At 72.7% G+C, this 14,612-nt stretch carries 13 protein-coding genes, 1 tRNA gene and 1 riboswitch; of the genes, 6 read left to right on the forward strand and 8 right to left on the reverse strand.

Features of this window, described 5'->3' with window-relative positions; genetic code table 11:
* Positions 1 to 3: 3 nt before the first annotated feature.
* Positions 4 to 1,095: a DNA glycosylase AlkZ-like family protein gene (locus tag ACFPYL_RS21565; RefSeq protein ID WP_379159343.1), complete on the reverse strand. Its 1,092-nt coding sequence runs from the start codon at positions 1,093 to 1,095 to the stop codon at positions 4 to 6.
* Between the two features lie 48 nt (positions 1,096 to 1,143).
* Between ACFPYL_RS21565 and ACFPYL_RS21570 the strand changes: the two genes are divergently transcribed.
* Positions 1,144 to 1,653 carry a MarR family winged helix-turn-helix transcriptional regulator gene (locus ACFPYL_RS21570; protein WP_379159346.1) on the forward strand — a complete coding sequence of 170 codons (510 nt, stop codon included), beginning with the start codon at positions 1,144 to 1,146 and terminating at the stop codon, positions 1,651 to 1,653.
* A 14-nt stretch (positions 1,654 to 1,667) separates the two neighbouring features.
* On the opposite strand, the gene ettA is transcribed toward ACFPYL_RS21570, so the two are convergent.
* The 5 genes from ettA to ACFPYL_RS21595 form a co-directional block, all read right to left on the reverse strand.
* The gene (gene ettA, locus ACFPYL_RS21575) at positions 1,668 to 3,350 is read right to left on the reverse strand and encodes an energy-dependent translational throttle protein EttA (RefSeq protein ID WP_379159349.1); all 1,683 of its coding nucleotides are present in this window, start codon (positions 3,348 to 3,350) and stop codon (positions 1,668 to 1,670) included.
* A gap of 74 nt (positions 3,351 to 3,424) precedes the next feature.
* The gene (locus tag ACFPYL_RS21580; RefSeq protein ID WP_379159351.1) at positions 3,425 to 3,832 is read right to left on the reverse strand and encodes a single-stranded DNA-binding protein; all 408 of its coding nucleotides are present in this window, start codon (positions 3,830 to 3,832) and stop codon (positions 3,425 to 3,427) included.
* 136 nt (positions 3,833 to 3,968) lie between these two features.
* The gene (locus tag ACFPYL_RS21585) at positions 3,969 to 5,624 is read right to left on the reverse strand and encodes a GTPase (RefSeq protein WP_379159354.1); all 1,656 of its coding nucleotides are present in this window, start codon (positions 5,622 to 5,624) and stop codon (positions 3,969 to 3,971) included.
* A gap of 86 nt (positions 5,625 to 5,710) precedes the next feature.
* On the reverse strand, positions 5,711 to 7,423 hold the full coding sequence (locus tag ACFPYL_RS21590) for an ABC transporter (protein WP_379159357.1): 1,713 nt from the start codon (positions 7,421 to 7,423) through the stop codon (positions 5,711 to 5,713).
* Entirely contained in the window at positions 7,420 to 8,553 is a 1,134-nt protein-coding gene (locus tag ACFPYL_RS21595; RefSeq protein WP_379159360.1) for a PrsW family intramembrane metalloprotease, read from the reverse strand. Before ACFPYL_RS21595 ends, ACFPYL_RS21590 begins: the two co-directional genes overlap by 4 nt.
* A gap of 58 nt (positions 8,554 to 8,611) precedes the next feature.
* Between ACFPYL_RS21595 and ACFPYL_RS21600 the strand changes: the two genes are divergently transcribed.
* A complete protein-coding gene (locus ACFPYL_RS21600; protein WP_379159363.1) occupies positions 8,612 to 9,991 on the forward strand; it encodes an aminopeptidase P family protein in 1,380 nt (459 codons plus the stop codon).
* Positions 9,992 to 10,040: 49 nt separating this feature from the next.
* On the opposite strand, the gene ACFPYL_RS21605 is transcribed toward ACFPYL_RS21600, so the two are convergent.
* Positions 10,041 to 10,355, reverse strand: a complete 315-nt coding sequence (locus ACFPYL_RS21605; RefSeq protein WP_379159366.1) for a transglycosylase family protein — start codon at positions 10,353 to 10,355, stop codon at positions 10,041 to 10,043.
* A gap of 4 nt (positions 10,356 to 10,359) precedes the next feature.
* A riboswitch (cyclic di-AMP (ydaO/yuaA leader) is annotated at positions 10,360 to 10,503 on the reverse strand.
* Positions 10,504 to 10,633: 130 nt separating this feature from the next.
* Here ACFPYL_RS21605 and ACFPYL_RS21610 point away from each other — a divergent pair.
* Positions 10,634 to 11,038 (forward strand): PGPGW domain-containing protein, encoded by a 405-nt coding sequence (locus ACFPYL_RS21610; protein ID WP_379159369.1) that lies wholly within the window; start codon positions 10,634 to 10,636, stop codon positions 11,036 to 11,038.
* Between the two features lie 6 nt (positions 11,039 to 11,044).
* Here ACFPYL_RS21610 and ACFPYL_RS21615 read toward each other — a convergent pair whose 3' ends face one another.
* On the reverse strand, positions 11,045 to 12,226 hold the full coding sequence (locus tag ACFPYL_RS21615) for a glycoside hydrolase family 6 protein (protein ID WP_379159372.1): 1,182 nt from the start codon (positions 12,224 to 12,226) through the stop codon (positions 11,045 to 11,047).
* Between the two features lie 201 nt (positions 12,227 to 12,427).
* Here ACFPYL_RS21615 and ACFPYL_RS21620 point away from each other — a divergent pair, with 201 nt between their 5' ends.
* From ACFPYL_RS21620 to ACFPYL_RS21630, 3 genes are all read left to right on the forward strand, one after another.
* A complete protein-coding gene (locus tag ACFPYL_RS21620; RefSeq protein ID WP_379159375.1) occupies positions 12,428 to 13,678 on the forward strand; it encodes an MFS transporter in 1,251 nt (416 codons plus the stop codon).
* Between the two features lie 174 nt (positions 13,679 to 13,852).
* Positions 13,853 to 14,365: a hypothetical protein gene (locus ACFPYL_RS21625; protein WP_379159378.1), complete on the forward strand. Its 513-nt coding sequence runs from the start codon at positions 13,853 to 13,855 to the stop codon at positions 14,363 to 14,365.
* A gap of 144 nt (positions 14,366 to 14,509) precedes the next feature.
* Positions 14,510 to 14,586: transfer RNA gene (locus tag ACFPYL_RS21630), tRNA-Arg, on the forward strand.
* Positions 14,587 to 14,612 lie beyond the last annotated feature (26 nt).

The raw sequence follows: 14,612 nt of genomic DNA on the forward strand, positions 1-14,612 counted from the left end.
ACCTCACTCCTCGCTGAACCCCGAGAACGCCTGGCCGCGGAACGCGGCCAGGCGTTCTGCTTGCTCCACCACGCCGTCGGGGACCGCGCCGCCGCCCCAGGTGGTCACCGCGATCCTCAGCTGGTCGCCCTTGGTGCGCGGGCGCCACGACCCGACGACCTCGGAGCCGACCAGCACTCCCCCGGGCCGGCCGATGGTGCGCCAGAGGTCCTTGCGAGCCTCGGCGTCAGGGACCACCAGCTCCCGGTCGCGACCCTGCAGGAAGAGGTCGAACGGCCCCAGCAGGCGTACGCCGTCCGCCGCGGGCGGGTCGAGCAACGTCTCCAGGTCGTCGGCCAGGACGTCGAGTGCCACGCCGTCGACCTGGACCGGCACGACGTCCTCGGGCCAACGGTCCTTGACGTCGCGGACCGTCGCGTCGACGTACTCCGAGACCATCTTCGGCGTGGCCGGCCCGAAGAGGCGCAGCACCCCGCGCACCGGGTCGAGGTGCTCGGGCACCGTCTTCGCGGCGCCGCGCCAGCGCGGGATCCGGTGCAGCACCGGCGGGGACGTGCCCGGCTCGAGCTCGAGGCCGGCCTGGAGCGCCGAGAGCCGAAACGGCTGCTCGTAGGTGTGCGTCGCCTGGCACCGCTCGCACCACCGGACGTAGCCCTCGCCGAGGCGTTCGGTCAGGGCGGTGGACATCTCACCCTTCGTCACCGGCCGGGCGGCGATGTCGCGCATCTCGCCGGCGACCCGGTCGAGGCCGTCGAGCACCGGGATGCCGGCCAACTTGTACTGCCGGGCCGCGTCGAAGATCCGCTTCGCGGCGTCCGCCTCGCTCCACGGCGCGACGGCGGCGGCCACCTGGGCGACCTCGCCGCGCCGGTAGGCGTGGGGTGCGCCGCGCAGGGTCCAGGCCAGGACCAGGTCGTCCTCGGGGACACGAGCACCGCGGATCTCGAGCGCCCACCGCGCGCCGTCCGGTCCGGTGTCCTGGACGCCGAGGTCGAGGATCGCGGCGTCGCGGTGCCGTCCACCGCGGTCGAGCTGCTGGGCCGCGACCCGGAACCTCAGCACCTGGTCGCGGCCGATGGTCGGTGGCGCGCTCATGTCACCATCCTGCGCCAGACCACCGACGGGCCGTCCTACACTGCCCGGGTGACCGACTCGGGTGACGGCCAGACCACCTGGCTGGATGAAGATCAGCAGCGCTCCTGGCGCGCGCTGATCGTGGGCATGACACTTCTCCTGGACCGTCTCGACGACGACCTGCGTCGCAGCTGCGACCTGTCGCTCGTCGAGTACGAGATCCTCGTCCGGCTCTCGGAGAGCGACGGCCGGCAGATGCGGATGGCGCAGCTCGCCGACGCGTTGGCACACAGCCGCAGCCGGGTGACGCACACGATCACCCGGATGGAGCGCGCCGGCCTCGTCGTGCGCAGCAGCTCGCCGGAGGACGGGCGCGGCGTCGTCGCGAGCATGACCGACAAGGGCTACGACCTGCTCGGCCGGATGGCCCCGGTGCACGTCAACGGCGTGCGCGAGCACCTCGTCGACCTGGCCAGCCGCGAGGACTTCGCCGCGCTCGGCCGGGTCATGGACGCCGTTGCCGACAACCTGATCGCCGCGCACCCCGAGATGGAGATCAGGGACGCCGAGCGCCCCTGACCTCCACCTCGTGATCAGTCGCGGGTGAGGCGGCGGTGGGTCACGCGGTGCGGACGAGCCGCCTCGATGCCGAGCCGCTCGATCTTGTTCTCCTCGTACGCCGCGAAGTTGCCCTCGAACCAGAACCACTTGGCGTCGTCCTCGTTGTCGCCCTCCCACGCGAGGATGTGGGTCGCGACGCGGTCGAGGAACCACCGGTCGTGCGAGGTGACCACGGCACAGCCCGGGAAGTCGAGGATCGCGTCCTCGAGCGACGACAGGGTCTCGACGTCGAGGTCGTTGGTGGGCTCGTCGAGCAGCAACAGGTTGCCGCCCATCTTCAGCGTGAGCGCGAGGTTGAGGCGGTTGCGCTCACCGCCGGAGAGGACGCCGGCCTTCTTCTGCTGGTCGGGGCCCTTGAAGCCGAACGACGCGACGTACGCCCGCGAGTTCATCTCGAAGTTGGCGACCTTGATGAAGTCGAGCCCGTCGGACACGACCTCCCAGACGTTCTTGTTGGGGTCGATGCCGCCACGGCTCTGGTCGACGTACGAGATCTTCACGGTCTGACCCACGTTGAGCTTGCCGCTGTCGGGCTGCTCGCCGCCGGTGATCATCCGGAAGAGCGTCGTCTTGCCCACGCCGTTCGGTCCGATCACGCCGACGATGCCGGCGCGGGGCAGGGAGAACGACAGGTCGTGCATGAGGGTGCGGCCCTCGAAGCCCTTGCTGAGGTCCTGCGCCTCGAGGACGACGTCACCGAGCCGCGGACCGGCCGGGATGTTGATCTCGGAGGTGTCGATCTTGCGCATCCGGTCGGCCTCGGCCGCCATCTCCTCGTAGCGCGCGAGACGCGAGCGGCTCTTGGTCTGCCGGGCCTTGGCGTTGGAGCGGACCCACTCCAGCTCCTTCTCCAGCATCTTGGCGCGCTTGGCGTCCTTCTGCCCCTCGATCTTGAGGCGTTCCTTCTTCGTCTCGAGGTAGGTCGAGTAATTGCCCTCGTAGGGGTGCGTCTGGCCCCGGTCGAGCTCGAGGATCCACTCGGCGACGTTGTCGAGGAAGTACCGGTCGTGGGTGATGGCCAGGACGGCGCCCGGGTAGTCCTTCAGGTGGCCCTCGAGCCACTGCACGGACTCGGCGTCGAGGTGGTTGGTGGGCTCGTCGAGGAGCAGCAGGTCGGGCTGCTGGAGCAGCAGCTTGCACAGTGCGACGCGGCGTCGCTCACCACCCGAGAGGTTGTCGACGATCGCGTCCGCCGGCGGGCAGCGGAGCGCGTCCATGGCCTGGTCGAGGCGGCTGTCGAGGTCCCAGACGTTCGCGGCGTCGAGCTCGGTCTGGAGGTCGCCCGCCTCGGTCGCGACCTTGTCCTGGTCGGCGTCGGGGTCGCCCATCATCATGTAGAGCTCGTCGAGCCGGGCCATCTTGCCCTTGATCTCGGCGACGGCCTCCTCGACGTTCTCGAGGACGGTCTTGCCCTCCGTCAGCGGCGGCTCCTGCTGGAGCATGCCGACCGTCGCCGCCGGGTCGAGGATCGCGTCGCCGTTGTTGGCCTTGTCGAGCCCGGCCATGATCTTCAGCAGCGAGGACTTGCCGGTGCCGTTGGGTCCGACGACGCCGATCTTCGCCCCGTGCAGGAACGAGAGGGTCACGTTGTCGAGGACGACCTTGTCGCCGTGGGCCTTGCGCACGTTGCGCAGGGTGAACACATATTCCGCCATGGTCCCCGAGCCTAGTTGCCGGACCGTGACGGGACCCGATCGGGGTCACGGCGTCTCGGCCCACGGGCGACGCACTAGGCGGCCCGCTCGGGCTCGACCTCCTGCACGGCCGGCTGCTCCGGGCGCTGCGTCTTCGTGAACGCGCTGGTGCCCCGGCTCAGGTCGTGGCCGACGTGGATCGCGTCGATCTCGAAGCTGAGGACCTCCACGTCGTTGCCGTTGACGTAGGTGCGCGTCTCGAGCCGCCCGTGCACGACGACGGGGTCACCGCGGTGCAGCGAGCCGGCGCAGTTCTCGGCCAGCGCCCGCCAGGCGGTCACGGAGTACCACTGCGTCAGGCCCTCCGACCAGGTGTCGGTCCGGCGGTTGTACTTGCGCGGTGAGCAGGCGAGCCGGAAGCTCGCGACCGGGACGCCGCCGGCCTCGCGCAGGCTCACGTCGCCGCCGAGCCAGCCACGCACGGTGATGGTGCTGTCAGACATCTTCTTCTCCTCGTCTCGATCCAGGTGGACGGTTCGAGACTCGGCGGCAGCACCGACAGCAGGCGTCCGCCGGGCCACCGGCTGGGGAAGGCGCTGTCAGACGTCCGGCCTGTGGACGGAAAGTGGCTCGGACGGGTCAGGCGCGAGCGCGGGCCAGGCCCTCGCGGACCGCGGCGTACGCCGCCAGCTCGGCCTCGACCGGCTCGATGACGAGCTCGTGGGTCACCGTGTTGACCCCTTCGCGGAGCCGCTCGTCGGCGCGGGTCGCGCGCCGGCGCGCCATCCCTCGCACGAGCAGCCGGCCGACCAGCCCGAGGACCAGCCCGAGCACCACCCCGCCGACCAGGAGCACCACCGCCAGGGCGACGCCGCCGACCGAGATCGTGTCGGGGTCGTTGATCCGGCCGAGGCCGGCCAGCGCGCCGGTCCACCCGAGGCCGGCCACGGCCGCGAGCAGCAGGAGCCACTGGAGCACCCGGACGATGCCAACCCACGCGGGCAGTCGCGCGGCACCGAGGTCGGTGTCGGCGAGCGCCTGGTCGAGCCGGTCGCCGAGCTGGTCGAGGCGCGACGCGGCGCCCCGGCGTACGGCGGCCACCCAGGCAGGGGTCATGCCGGTGCTGAGCTTGTCGGCGAAGCCGCGCACCTCGTCGTCCACCCGCGCGCGCTGCACCTGGGTGGCGGCGGGCAGGGCGGCGCGGGTGCGGCCGCTGAGCCGGCGGCCGTCCTCGCCGAGGTCGAGGTCGAGGCGCTTGAGCGGGTCCGACTTGATGCCACCGAGCCAGCCGAGGACGGGCCAACCAGTCGCCTTGTTGCCGCGCCGGCGCAGGGAGCGCTCCAGCGCCTCGACCACGACGGGCACGCCCGCCGCGTCGGCGAAGGCGTCGTCGAGCTCGGCGACCTGGGTCGGCTCGACCACGCGGGTCTGGACGTCGCCGTTGGCCTCGGCGAGCCGGCCGGCGGCCTCGCGGATGTCGGCGTCGAGCCGGGCCCGGGTGGACTGCTTCTCCGCCGAGCGGCGCGCGATCTCGGCGCGCAGCTCGGGGATGCCGGTGCCGAGGCGCGCGCTGATCGGCAGCACCGGCACGCGGTCGAGACCGTCCTCGTCGAGGAGGCGCCGGATGTCGTCGAGCATCGACTGGCGACGCTCCTCGGGCACGGTGTCGATGTGGTTGAGCACGACGAGCAGGACGTCCTGCTGCTCCACCGACGGCTTGAGGTAGCGGTCGTGGATCGCGGCGTCGGCGTACTTCTGCGGGTCGACGACCCACACGAGCAGGTCCGCCAGGGAGACCAGGCGGTCGACCTCGAGGTGGTGGGCGACCTCGGTCGAGTCGTGGTCGGGCAGGTCGAGGAGCACGACGCCGTCGAGCTCGGCCTGCTGGTCGCTGCGGCCGAGGTCGAGCATCGAGTCGCGGGTCGTCTGGTGCCGCGGTGGGATGCCGAGCCACTCGAGGAGCTCGTCGGCGCCGTCGCGGCCCCACACGCAGGCGGTCGCCCACGACGTGGTCGGACGGCGTACGCCGACGGCGGAGAGCTCGAGCCCGGTCAGCGCGTTGAAGGTGGACGACTTGCCGGAGCCGGTCGCGCCGGCGATCCCGACGACGGTGTGGGTCGCGGACAGCTTCAGGCGGCCGGCGGCGCGGTCCACAACGCCCCGCGCAGCGTCGACGAGCCCGTCATCCAGGCGTCCCCGGGCGGCCGTGGCCGCGCCGTCGAGGCCGTCGATGCGGGCACCGATGTCGGTACCGCGGGTGACCAGCCGGTCGGTCCCCTCCAGCAAGGACGTCATCTTCTCCCTCGACCTGCCCGCAGCAGGGCGTGCTCCTCGTGACAGTGCATCCACCACCCTAGGGCCTGGACCCCCGGACGACGGGATCAGGGCAGGGGTTCGGCGCCGGGTCGGCTCTGCTCGTAGCGCCGGTCGTCCACGCGACGCGCGGCGGAGCGGACCTGCCGGCCGGCCTCGCCGTCGAGCCCGAGCCCGTCGAGCAGCCCCAGTGCGCGGCCGCGCTCGGCCGCCAGGACGGAGCCGATCCGGCGTTCGAGGTCGGCCCGGCCCCGGGCGACGAGCCTCGCCGAGTGCTCGCCGAAGACCGCGTCGAGCAGCGTGCGGCCGACCTCGGCCCCGCTCTCGTGGTCGTCGGGCGCGGTGTCGGCGAGGACCACGACGGCCAGCGTCACGGCCAGGCCGCGGGCACCGTACGCCAGGTAGCGAGAGGTACGGCGGTCGCCGTCGTCGGCCTTCACGAGCTCGGTGAGCTGCTGCTGCCAGGCCCGCACCTCGCCCTCGACGCTGCGCCGCAGGCCTCCGGACGCGCGCCCCAGGTCGTCGGCACCGGCGAGCACCGGGCCGGCGGTGCCGAGCTCGGCCCAGGCGGCCGCCGTGCTGGTCGCGGCGTCCTCGGCGTGGTCGACGACCATCAGCTCGACGGCCGACTCGATCGCGACAGCGACGCGCTCGGCCTGCTGGCCGGAGCCCTTGACCGCGTTGACGAGCCGGTCCCGGATCAGGCCGACCCGGCCCTCGAGCGATCGCAGCAGCTCGCCGGTGCCGGCGAACTCCCGCCACCGCGCGGCGACCTCGCCGCGGAGCAGGGTCCCATCGGTGGCCGCGGTGACGGCGCGCTGCTCCGCCGCGGCGTACGCCGTGGTGGCGGCCTCGCGGAGCGCGTCGGCGGCCGAGATCTGGAGGGTGAGCGCGTCGGCGAGCCCGTGCGCCTGGCGGGCCAGGGAGCGCACGGTGCCGTCGAGCGTCTGCCGTACGACGGCGGAGCGGGCGCCCGGGTCCTCGGCGAGCGACACCAGCCAGGCGCGCACCTCGGCCACGACGCTCGCGTCGAGCAGGCCCTCCTCCGAGACCGGCGCCTCGGCGACCGTGAAGAGCGGGGAGTCCTTGAGGCCGCGGGCCGCGAGCATCCGGGCGAGGTGGGTGGCGACGGTGCGGACCGCGTCGGCCGGCGTCCGGTCGAGGACGATCGCGACGGAGGTCGACCGCTCGGCCGCCCGCTTGAGGTGCTCCCACGGGACCTGGTCGGAGTAGCGCGCCGCGGAGGTGACGAAGAGCCACAGGTCGGCAGCCGCGAGCAGCTGCGTCGCGAGGACCCGGTTGCCCTCCTCGACGGAGTCGACGTCGGGGGCGTCCAGGATCGCGAGCCCGGGCGGCAGGGTGTCGGAGGCGACCAGCTGCAGCGAGTGCCGGTCGTCGGTGGGCTGCTCGACGCGGACCAGCTCGGGCAGCAGCCGGTCCTGGCCGAACCACTGCGCGTCGTCGGGGTGGTGGACCAGCACGGCCGACCGGGTGGTCGGGCGGAGCAGGCCGGGCGCGGTCACCCGGCGCCCGACGAGCGAGTTGACCAGGGTCGACTTGCCGGCGCCGGTGGACCCGCCGACGACCGCGAGCAGCGGCGCCTCGACCGTCATCTGCCGGGGCAGGACGTAGTCCTCGAGCTGCTCGATCAGCTGCTGGCGGGACACGCGCAGCTCCGCGGCACCCGGGACGTCGAGTGCCAGCGGCGCCGCCTTGAGCGCGTCGTGCAGCTGCACGAGCGCGGTGAGCATGCGCGAGTCGTGGTCGGGAGTGACCGTCATCTGGTCGGTACCACCTGTCCGGGGAAGGCGATCGACGGTCGGAGCGCGTCGATCCTCTGGAGGAACTGCTGGCCGCGGGCCGCGTAGTCGGGCGGCGGCGTGCCTCGCAGGTAACGGTAGTGGAGAAACCCGAGCTCGATGGCAGCCTGCTGGTACTCGCGCATCGTGCGCTCGGCGTCGCGGCCTCCGACCTGGCGTGCGTACGCCCGGCTCTGCCGTCGCGCCGACAGGTCGACGACCCACCCGATGTCGGTCGCCGGGACCAGCCCGCGCGAGGCCGCGTCGGTGAGCGCGGAGGCGAGCATCCGTCGCTCGGAGCTGCGCGACCAGATGGCCAGGCCGACGACCGCGATGAAGACCGGGGTCATCAGCACCAGGAAGGTCACGGCGAAGTGGCCGAGGTCGTAGGCCGAGGCGGTGTTCCAGACCGCGTGCGCCACGACCGCGCAGGCGTAGCCGGCGAGCGGCCACAGCACCCGGCCGCCCGTGCTGCGCGCGTTGACCGCCAGTCCGACGCCGACGCCGGTGAAGGTCGTGAAGAGCGGGTGCGCGAACGGGCTGATCACGCACCGCAGGATGAAGGTCGAGGTCACCGCCTCGGTGCCGCCCGGGCCCAGGCCGTCGGTGCCGTTGTACGCCGCGGCGAGGTAGAAGATGTTCTCGGTGAAGGCGAAGCCGACGCCCACCATCCCGGCGTACACGATGCCGTCGAGGACGCCGTCGAGCTCGGCGCGGCGCCACCACAGGAGCAGGATCAGGAAGAGGCCCTTGCACGCCTCCTCGGTCACCGGGGCGACGATCTCCAGCGTCTGCTGGTCCGTGAAGCCCGCGACCAGGCCGCCGATGCCCTGGAGCAGGATCGCCGCGGCGGTGGCCACGAAGCAGCCCCACAGCAGGCCGGCGGCCAGCAGGCTGCGCGGCTCGGGCTCGTAGCGGTCCAGCCACAGGTAGCAGGCCACGATCGGGCCGACCGGCACGGCGGCCAGCAGCGCCCCCAGGGCGATGCTCGACGGGGCGCCGGAGAGCGCGGCGATCGCGAGGATCAGCAGCGCTCCGAGGGCCACGAGCACCGTCACCACGACCGTGAACGCGGCCGACGACACGGCGCTCTCACGATGGGTTCCGGGCATGGGCGGCAGCCTATCGGGGGTGATCCGGAGGGCCGGATTCCCGGCGTACAGTGAGCCTGTGAGCGAGAACCAGTCCAGTCCAGCGGCCAGCACCGAGCCCAAGACCGAGTCGCACGACCCGGCCGTCCCCGCGGCGTACGCCGCGTTCATGCGCGAGGGCTGGGGCGACCGTGAGCTCGACCTCCCGGTCGCGGCCGTCGCGGGCCCGGCGGCGCAGCGCCGGCAGCGGCTCGCGGAGGCGTTCCCGGGCGAGCGGCTGGTGCTCCCGGCCGGGACCTACAAGGTGCGCGCCTACGACACCGACTACCGCTTCCGTCCCGACACCGCCCACACCTACTTCTCCGGCAACCAGACCAGCGACGCCGTCCTGGTGGTCGCCGACGGCGAGTCGGTCCTCTACGCCCGGCCCCGCTCCTCGCGCGAGACCGACGAGTTCTTCCGCGACCGGCAGTACGGCGAGCTCTGGGCCGGCCGCCGTCCGTCGCTCAAGGAGATGTCGGACTCGCTCGGCCTCGAGGTCCGCCACATCGACGACCTGCCGTCCTTCGACGACGGCCCCAAGACCCGCGACCTGACGACCGACCCGGAGCTCGCGCGGGTCGCGTCCGAGCTGCGCCTGGTCAAGGACGAGTGGGAGGTCGAGCAGCTCCAGGAGGCGTGCGACATCACGACGCTCGGCTTCGAGGACGTCGTGCGCGAGTGGGACCGCGTGCTCGAGTTCGGCGAGCGCTGGATCGAGGGCACCTTCTTCCGCCGGGCCCGCACGATGGGCAACGACATCGGCTACGACTCGATCGTCGGCGGCGGCAAGCACGCGACCACGCTGCACTGGATCGACAACACCGGCCCGATCACGCCGGGCGAGCTCGTGCTGCTCGACATGGGCGTCGAGAACACCTCGCTCTACACGGCTGACGTGACCCGCACGCTGCCGATCGACGGCCGCTTCACGCCGCTCCAGCGCGAGCTCTACGACCTCGTCCACGCCGCCCAGCAGGCCGGCATCGAGGCGCTCAAGCCGGGGGAGGCGTTCCGGGTCGGCCACAACGCGGCCATGGACGTGCTGGCGCACGGGCTCGAGGACCTGAAGCTGCTGCCGGTCTCTGCCGAGGAGGCGCTCGACCCCGAGAGCCGGGTCTACGCCCGCTGGACGCTGCACGGCACCAGCCACATGCTCGGCATGGACGTGCACGACTGCGGCCAGGCCGCACCCGAGTCGTACGCCGAGGGCACCCTGGTCGAGGGCATGGTCCTCACCGTCGAGCCGGGGCTGTACTTCCAGGAGGACGACCTCCTGGTGCCGGAGGAGCTGCGCGGCATCGGCATCCGGATCGAGGACGACCTCCTGATCACGGCGGACGGGTCGACCAACCTGTCGGCCGCCCTCCCCCGCACCTCGACCGAGGTCGAGGAGTGGATGGACCGCCTGCGCGGCTGAGCACGCAGGCGGCCCGTCTCGTCAGCTGATCAGGCTGATCAGGCCCGGATCAGGCGCAGCTGGGCCAGGCGCCCCAGCCCTGGCCGTCCTGGATCCGCTCGGCGACCCGGATCTGCTCGCGCTTGGTCGCGCGGCTCGGGAGGTGGGCGAACTTCCGGCCGCCGTACCCGTTCCAGGTGGACCTGCTGATCTGGAGACCGCCGTAGTAGCCGTTGCCGGTGTTGATGTGCCAGCGGCCGCCGGACTCGCAATGGGCGATCCGGTCCCAGGTGCGGGTGGAGGCCGCGTCGGCCGTCGTCGTGGTGGCGACGACGGGCGTGATGGTGGCCGCCGTCAGGGCAGCCGCGGACACGAGAGTGCGCATGCGCATGGGTTCTCCTCGACGCCTGCGGAGTTAGCTGTCGGGTTCGGGCGGAGAGTGGCCCGGCCGCACGGGTGCGGCTTCACCCCGAGGGTCGTCGTACGACCCGGAGACCTGGGTCCCCCGTCCCCGTCCTCGGAACTCGAGTCACACGCAGCCGGACGGGGCTCGGCGTGGCTGCGGGCGGTCCCGGTCTGCCGGGACTCCTCGACGGTAAAGGGCTCGGCGGAGCGATCCAAACTCGCTCAGACGCCTCTCAGACCGGGCTGCCACCCTGAGGCGTGCCCGCCGACCACTCGCTCTCGCCCCGTGCCCACGCTCTGCTGACCCGGATCGAGGCGTGGTCCGACGCCGGCCCTGTGCGGGCCGCTGTGGTGAAGGTCATGGTCACGGTCGGCGGTCCGCTGGTCATCGCCGCGGGCGTCGCGATGCTGGTGCTCCCCGGTCCGGGGCTCGTGGTGATCGCCCTGGGCTTCGCGCTGCTCGCGCTCGAGTACGACTGGGCGCGGCACGCGCTCGGGCTGCTCGGCCACGGGCTGGGCCGCGTCAAGCGCGCGCTCTTCCCGCACGAGTCGTCGCCCGCCCGCAAGCTCCTCGGCCTGATGACCACGGTCGGCTTCGTCGTCGCCACGACCGTCCTGACCTCGGCGGTCACCGCGCTGATCGGCACCCAGGCGCTGGCCTGATCGCGGTCAGGGGGTCGGCAGCAGGGGTCCCGGCCACGGCGTCGACCGCGCCATGGTGATCGCGCGCTTCATCACGAACGGGTCGGCCTGGTTGTAGAGCCACGGCCGACCGAACCACACGAACCCGTCGACGTAGCGCCGGGCGGTCGTCCGGTTCTCCTCGGTGAGCCCCCAGTCCGGGGCCGCGGTGCGGACCGTCGGCGGGATGCCGAGCGTGACGCAGCGGGTCTGCGCCGCGGTCCGGCAGACGCGGGCGTTGTCCTTGAGATCGCCCTTGCGGGCCGGGATCACGTCGGGCCAGGCCATCGGGCGACCGCTCTTGGCGGTGTCGAGGATGAAGTGCTTGTCGCCGTACCCGTCGCGCTGGAGGATCCCGACGATGCTCGCGCCCTGGGCGATGTTGGCGTCCGGGCCGTTGTAGTGCGTCGAGTCCAGGGCGAAGCCGCGCGCGTACTCGATGCCGGTGCGCTCCAGGAGCGCGGCACACCGCTCCGGGTCCGCGCCGTAGCCGTTCTGGCACCAGTCGGCGGCACCGGCGTCGATGTAGACGCTGGTGCGCGGCAGGGCCGAGAGCGTGCGGGTGGCCCAGGTGAGCAGGCGGGCCTTGGCGGGGCGGTCCGGGACGCACCACAGGAACGGGCCGTCCGGCTGCATCACCACCAGCATCGGGGTGTCCGCGATGCCCGCGGCGAGCTGGTTGATCCAGCGGCGATAGCTGCGCTTCTCGGCGGCGGTGGACCGGCGCTCGCAGCCCTCCTGCTCCCACGGCTTCATCCGGAAGACCGCGATCTGCACGAGCTTCTCGGGGTCGCCGGCCTGGGCCGAGGCGATGTGCTTCTCGACGGTGGACCGGATGCTGGAGTCGGGGACCCAGCCCCCGAACCACTTGGTCCGCGGTCGCAGCCCGAGCTTGGAGAGCAGCGCGGCCTTGGTGCCACGGGCCTTCAGGAACGGACCCGACACCTGGTCCTGCGGACCCTGGTAGACGCCCCACACGCGGCCGGCGAGCGGGTTCGTCGGGTTCTCGGCGTACGCCGGCTCGGCCGCCTGCCACACCTCGACCGAGGGGGCGAGCGGCTCCCGCGCCGCCGTGGCGCCTGGGGTCGGTCCGGTCAGCAGGGTCGCGAGCAGCAGCAGCAGCAGCAGCAGCAGCAGCGCGAGGCTGCCGCGGGCGGCTGACGATCGCACGGTGCTCCTCTCGGACCGGTCTGGACAAGGGTGCCGACCGGAGGCCCGGCCTGTTCACGGATCGGCAGAAATGCCCGTCGCCTGAGCGTCCGCGAATGGGTGGCCCGCGGCGGTGCGTCGTACGATGGGGGTGCAGAGGGTTTCACGCGTCTTGGAGGTGGGTTCGGCGCGTCGTACAGACGCACCCGAAAGGCACCGACCGTGTCACCCCTCGCCTCCTACCGGCGGCTCTTCGAGCTCGCCGGCACGCCGTACGTCGTCGTCGCGTTCCTCGCACGGCTCCCGCTGGCCATGAGCCAGCTCGGCACCCTCCTCCTCGTCTCCGAGGCCACCGGCAGCTACGGCCTCGGTGGTCTCGCCGCCGGCGCCCTGGCCGTCGCCAACGCGATCGGCGCGCCGTTCGCCGGGTCGCTGGCGGACCGGGTCGGCCAGCGCCACGTGGTGCTGGTGCAGTCGATAGCCGGCGCCGCCTCCCTGACCCTCCTGGTCGCGCTGGTGCACGCCGGCGCCTCCGACGCCGCGATCGTCGGCACCGCCGCCCTCGCCGGGCTCGCGATGCCGCAGGTCGGCCCTCTCGCGCGGGTCCGGTGGCGCCCGATCACGGCACGCACCGGTGCCCAGCAGCGCCGGCTCGTCGACGTGGCGTTCTCCTACGAGGGCGCCGCCGACGAGGCGTCGTTCGCGATCGGCCCGGCCCTCGTCGGCCTCGGCGTCGTGCTGGTCTCCCCCGGCGGCGCGCTGCTGCTCGCGGCCGCGCTGCTCGCCGTCTTCGGTACGGCGTTCGCGCTGCACCGCACCGCCCGGGTCGTGCGTGGTCAGGGTGCCGCGCTGCCCACCGGCCGCCTGGTGACCCCGGTCCTGGTCGTGCTCGTCTCGGCCCAGCTGCTGATCGGCACGCTCTTCGGCGCCACCCAGACCGGCACGACCGTGCTCGCCACCGAGGTCGGCCAGCCCGGCATCGCCGGTCTCGTGCACGCCACCCTCGGCCTCGGCAGCGCGCTCGCCGGCATCGCCACGGCGTACATCCCCGAACGCTTCGGCCCCGAGCGCCGCATCCTGGTCGCCGCCGGTGCGCTGCTCCTGCTCTCGCTGCCGCTGCTGCTCGTCGGCAGCCTCCCGGCCCTGGTCGCCGCCGTCGCCCTGCTCGGCTGCGCGGTCGCGCCGTTCATGATCGGCGTCTTCACCCTCGCCGAGCGGGTCGTCTCCCCCGGCCGGGTCGCCACCGCGATGACCGTCCTCGCCAGCGCCACCGGCGTCGGCTACGCCCTCGGCTCCAGCGTCGCCGGCCGCCTCGCCGACGCGCACGGCTACACCGCGGCGTTCGCCGTCACGGTCACGGCGATGGCCTGCGCCCTCAGCCTGGTGTCGCTCTCACAGCGTCGACTGCGTACGGCTCTCGCCGACGCCGCGGTCGGTGCGACGATCGACGAGCCGGTCCTGGCAGCCGCCTGAACGGTCCCTCCTCGGGTGGCGTCCTCGCCGATCCTGGCCAGGCATGATGGATCGGTGCACCATCGCCGCGAGGAGGGTCGAGCCGTGCTCGTCGCAGCGCGACGAGAGGGCTGTGAGCGGCGGCGCCACGAGCCGAGGCACCGCCTTCGGCCGGCGGGAGTGCGGACCTCGGCCGTGACTGCGCTTCTGATCGTTGCGCTGCTCGGGTGCGACGACTCCGACCAGGTCGACGCGTTGACGGGCCCCGCGTCGGAGCGCGAGATCTGCGTCCCCGCCGATGGCGGGCCGTCGTACGTCGTCGGGGTCGCGACCGCTCAGAACACCGGTGACGCCCCGGTCACGATCACCTCGGTCGAGCTCGACGGCGCCAAGGGACTGGACCTGGTCGACACCTCGGTCGTCACGCTGGGCCCTGACCGGCCCGTCGGGGAGTTCGGAGTGTGGACCGGGGACCCGCCGGACTTCGGACCGGACGACGCGGACGTCGAAGCGCTCTGGGAGGACCGGACCCCCGCGATCGGCGCGACGATCGAGCCTGGCGACGGCGCGGACACCAACTTCATCGTGCAGCTGCACGGCGCAGACGGCGCGTCGTCGGGTCCGCTCCGGGTGGAGTACGAGGACGGTGACAGTGGCGCGGGATCGTGGACCTCCAACGTCACCTATCGGGTCTCCTCGACCTGCTGACGCCGCACTCATGACGGATGTCGGTGGGGCGACGGCGTGCAGAACGGGCCGGAGAGCAACCTCTAGACTTCGCGGCGGGGCGAGTGAACGGCCAGGATCAGCAACTGACACCCAGATGCCTTCTCGACAGTTCTTCCACCCCACGCCCCTGTAGCTCAGCTGGATAGAGCAAGAGCCTTCTAATCTCTAGGTCGCAGGTTCGAGTCCTGCCGGGGGCGCCATCTAGGGATCCGTACTCAGGCGGGCT

The organism is Nocardioides hankookensis, assembly GCF_042658885.1.
GTDB lineage: Bacteria > Actinomycetota > Actinomycetes > Propionibacteriales > Nocardioidaceae > Nocardioides > Nocardioides hankookensis.

Coding starts and splice junctions, on each gene's coding strand:
- ACFPYL_RS21565 (WP_379159343.1), bottom strand. CDS start 1,095: ATGAGCGCGCCACCGACCATCGGCCGCGACCAGGTGCTGAGGTTCCGG.
- ettA (WP_379159349.1), bottom strand. CDS start 3,350: ATGGCGGAATATGTGTTCACCCTGCGCAACGTGCGCAAGGCCCACGGC.
- ACFPYL_RS21580 (WP_379159351.1), bottom strand. CDS start 3,832: ATGTCTGACAGCACCATCACCGTGCGTGGCTGGCTCGGCGGCGACGTG.
- ACFPYL_RS21585 (WP_379159354.1), bottom strand. CDS start 5,624: ATGACGTCCTTGCTGGAGGGGACCGACCGGCTGGTCACCCGCGGTACC.
- ACFPYL_RS21590 (WP_379159357.1), bottom strand. CDS start 7,423: ATGACGGTCACTCCCGACCACGACTCGCGCATGCTCACCGCGCTCGTG.
- ACFPYL_RS21595 (WP_379159360.1), bottom strand. CDS start 8,553: ATGCCCGGAACCCATCGTGAGAGCGCCGTGTCGTCGGCCGCGTTCACG.
- ACFPYL_RS21605 (WP_379159366.1), bottom strand. CDS start 10,355: ATGCGCACTCTCGTGTCCGCGGCTGCCCTGACGGCGGCCACCATCACG.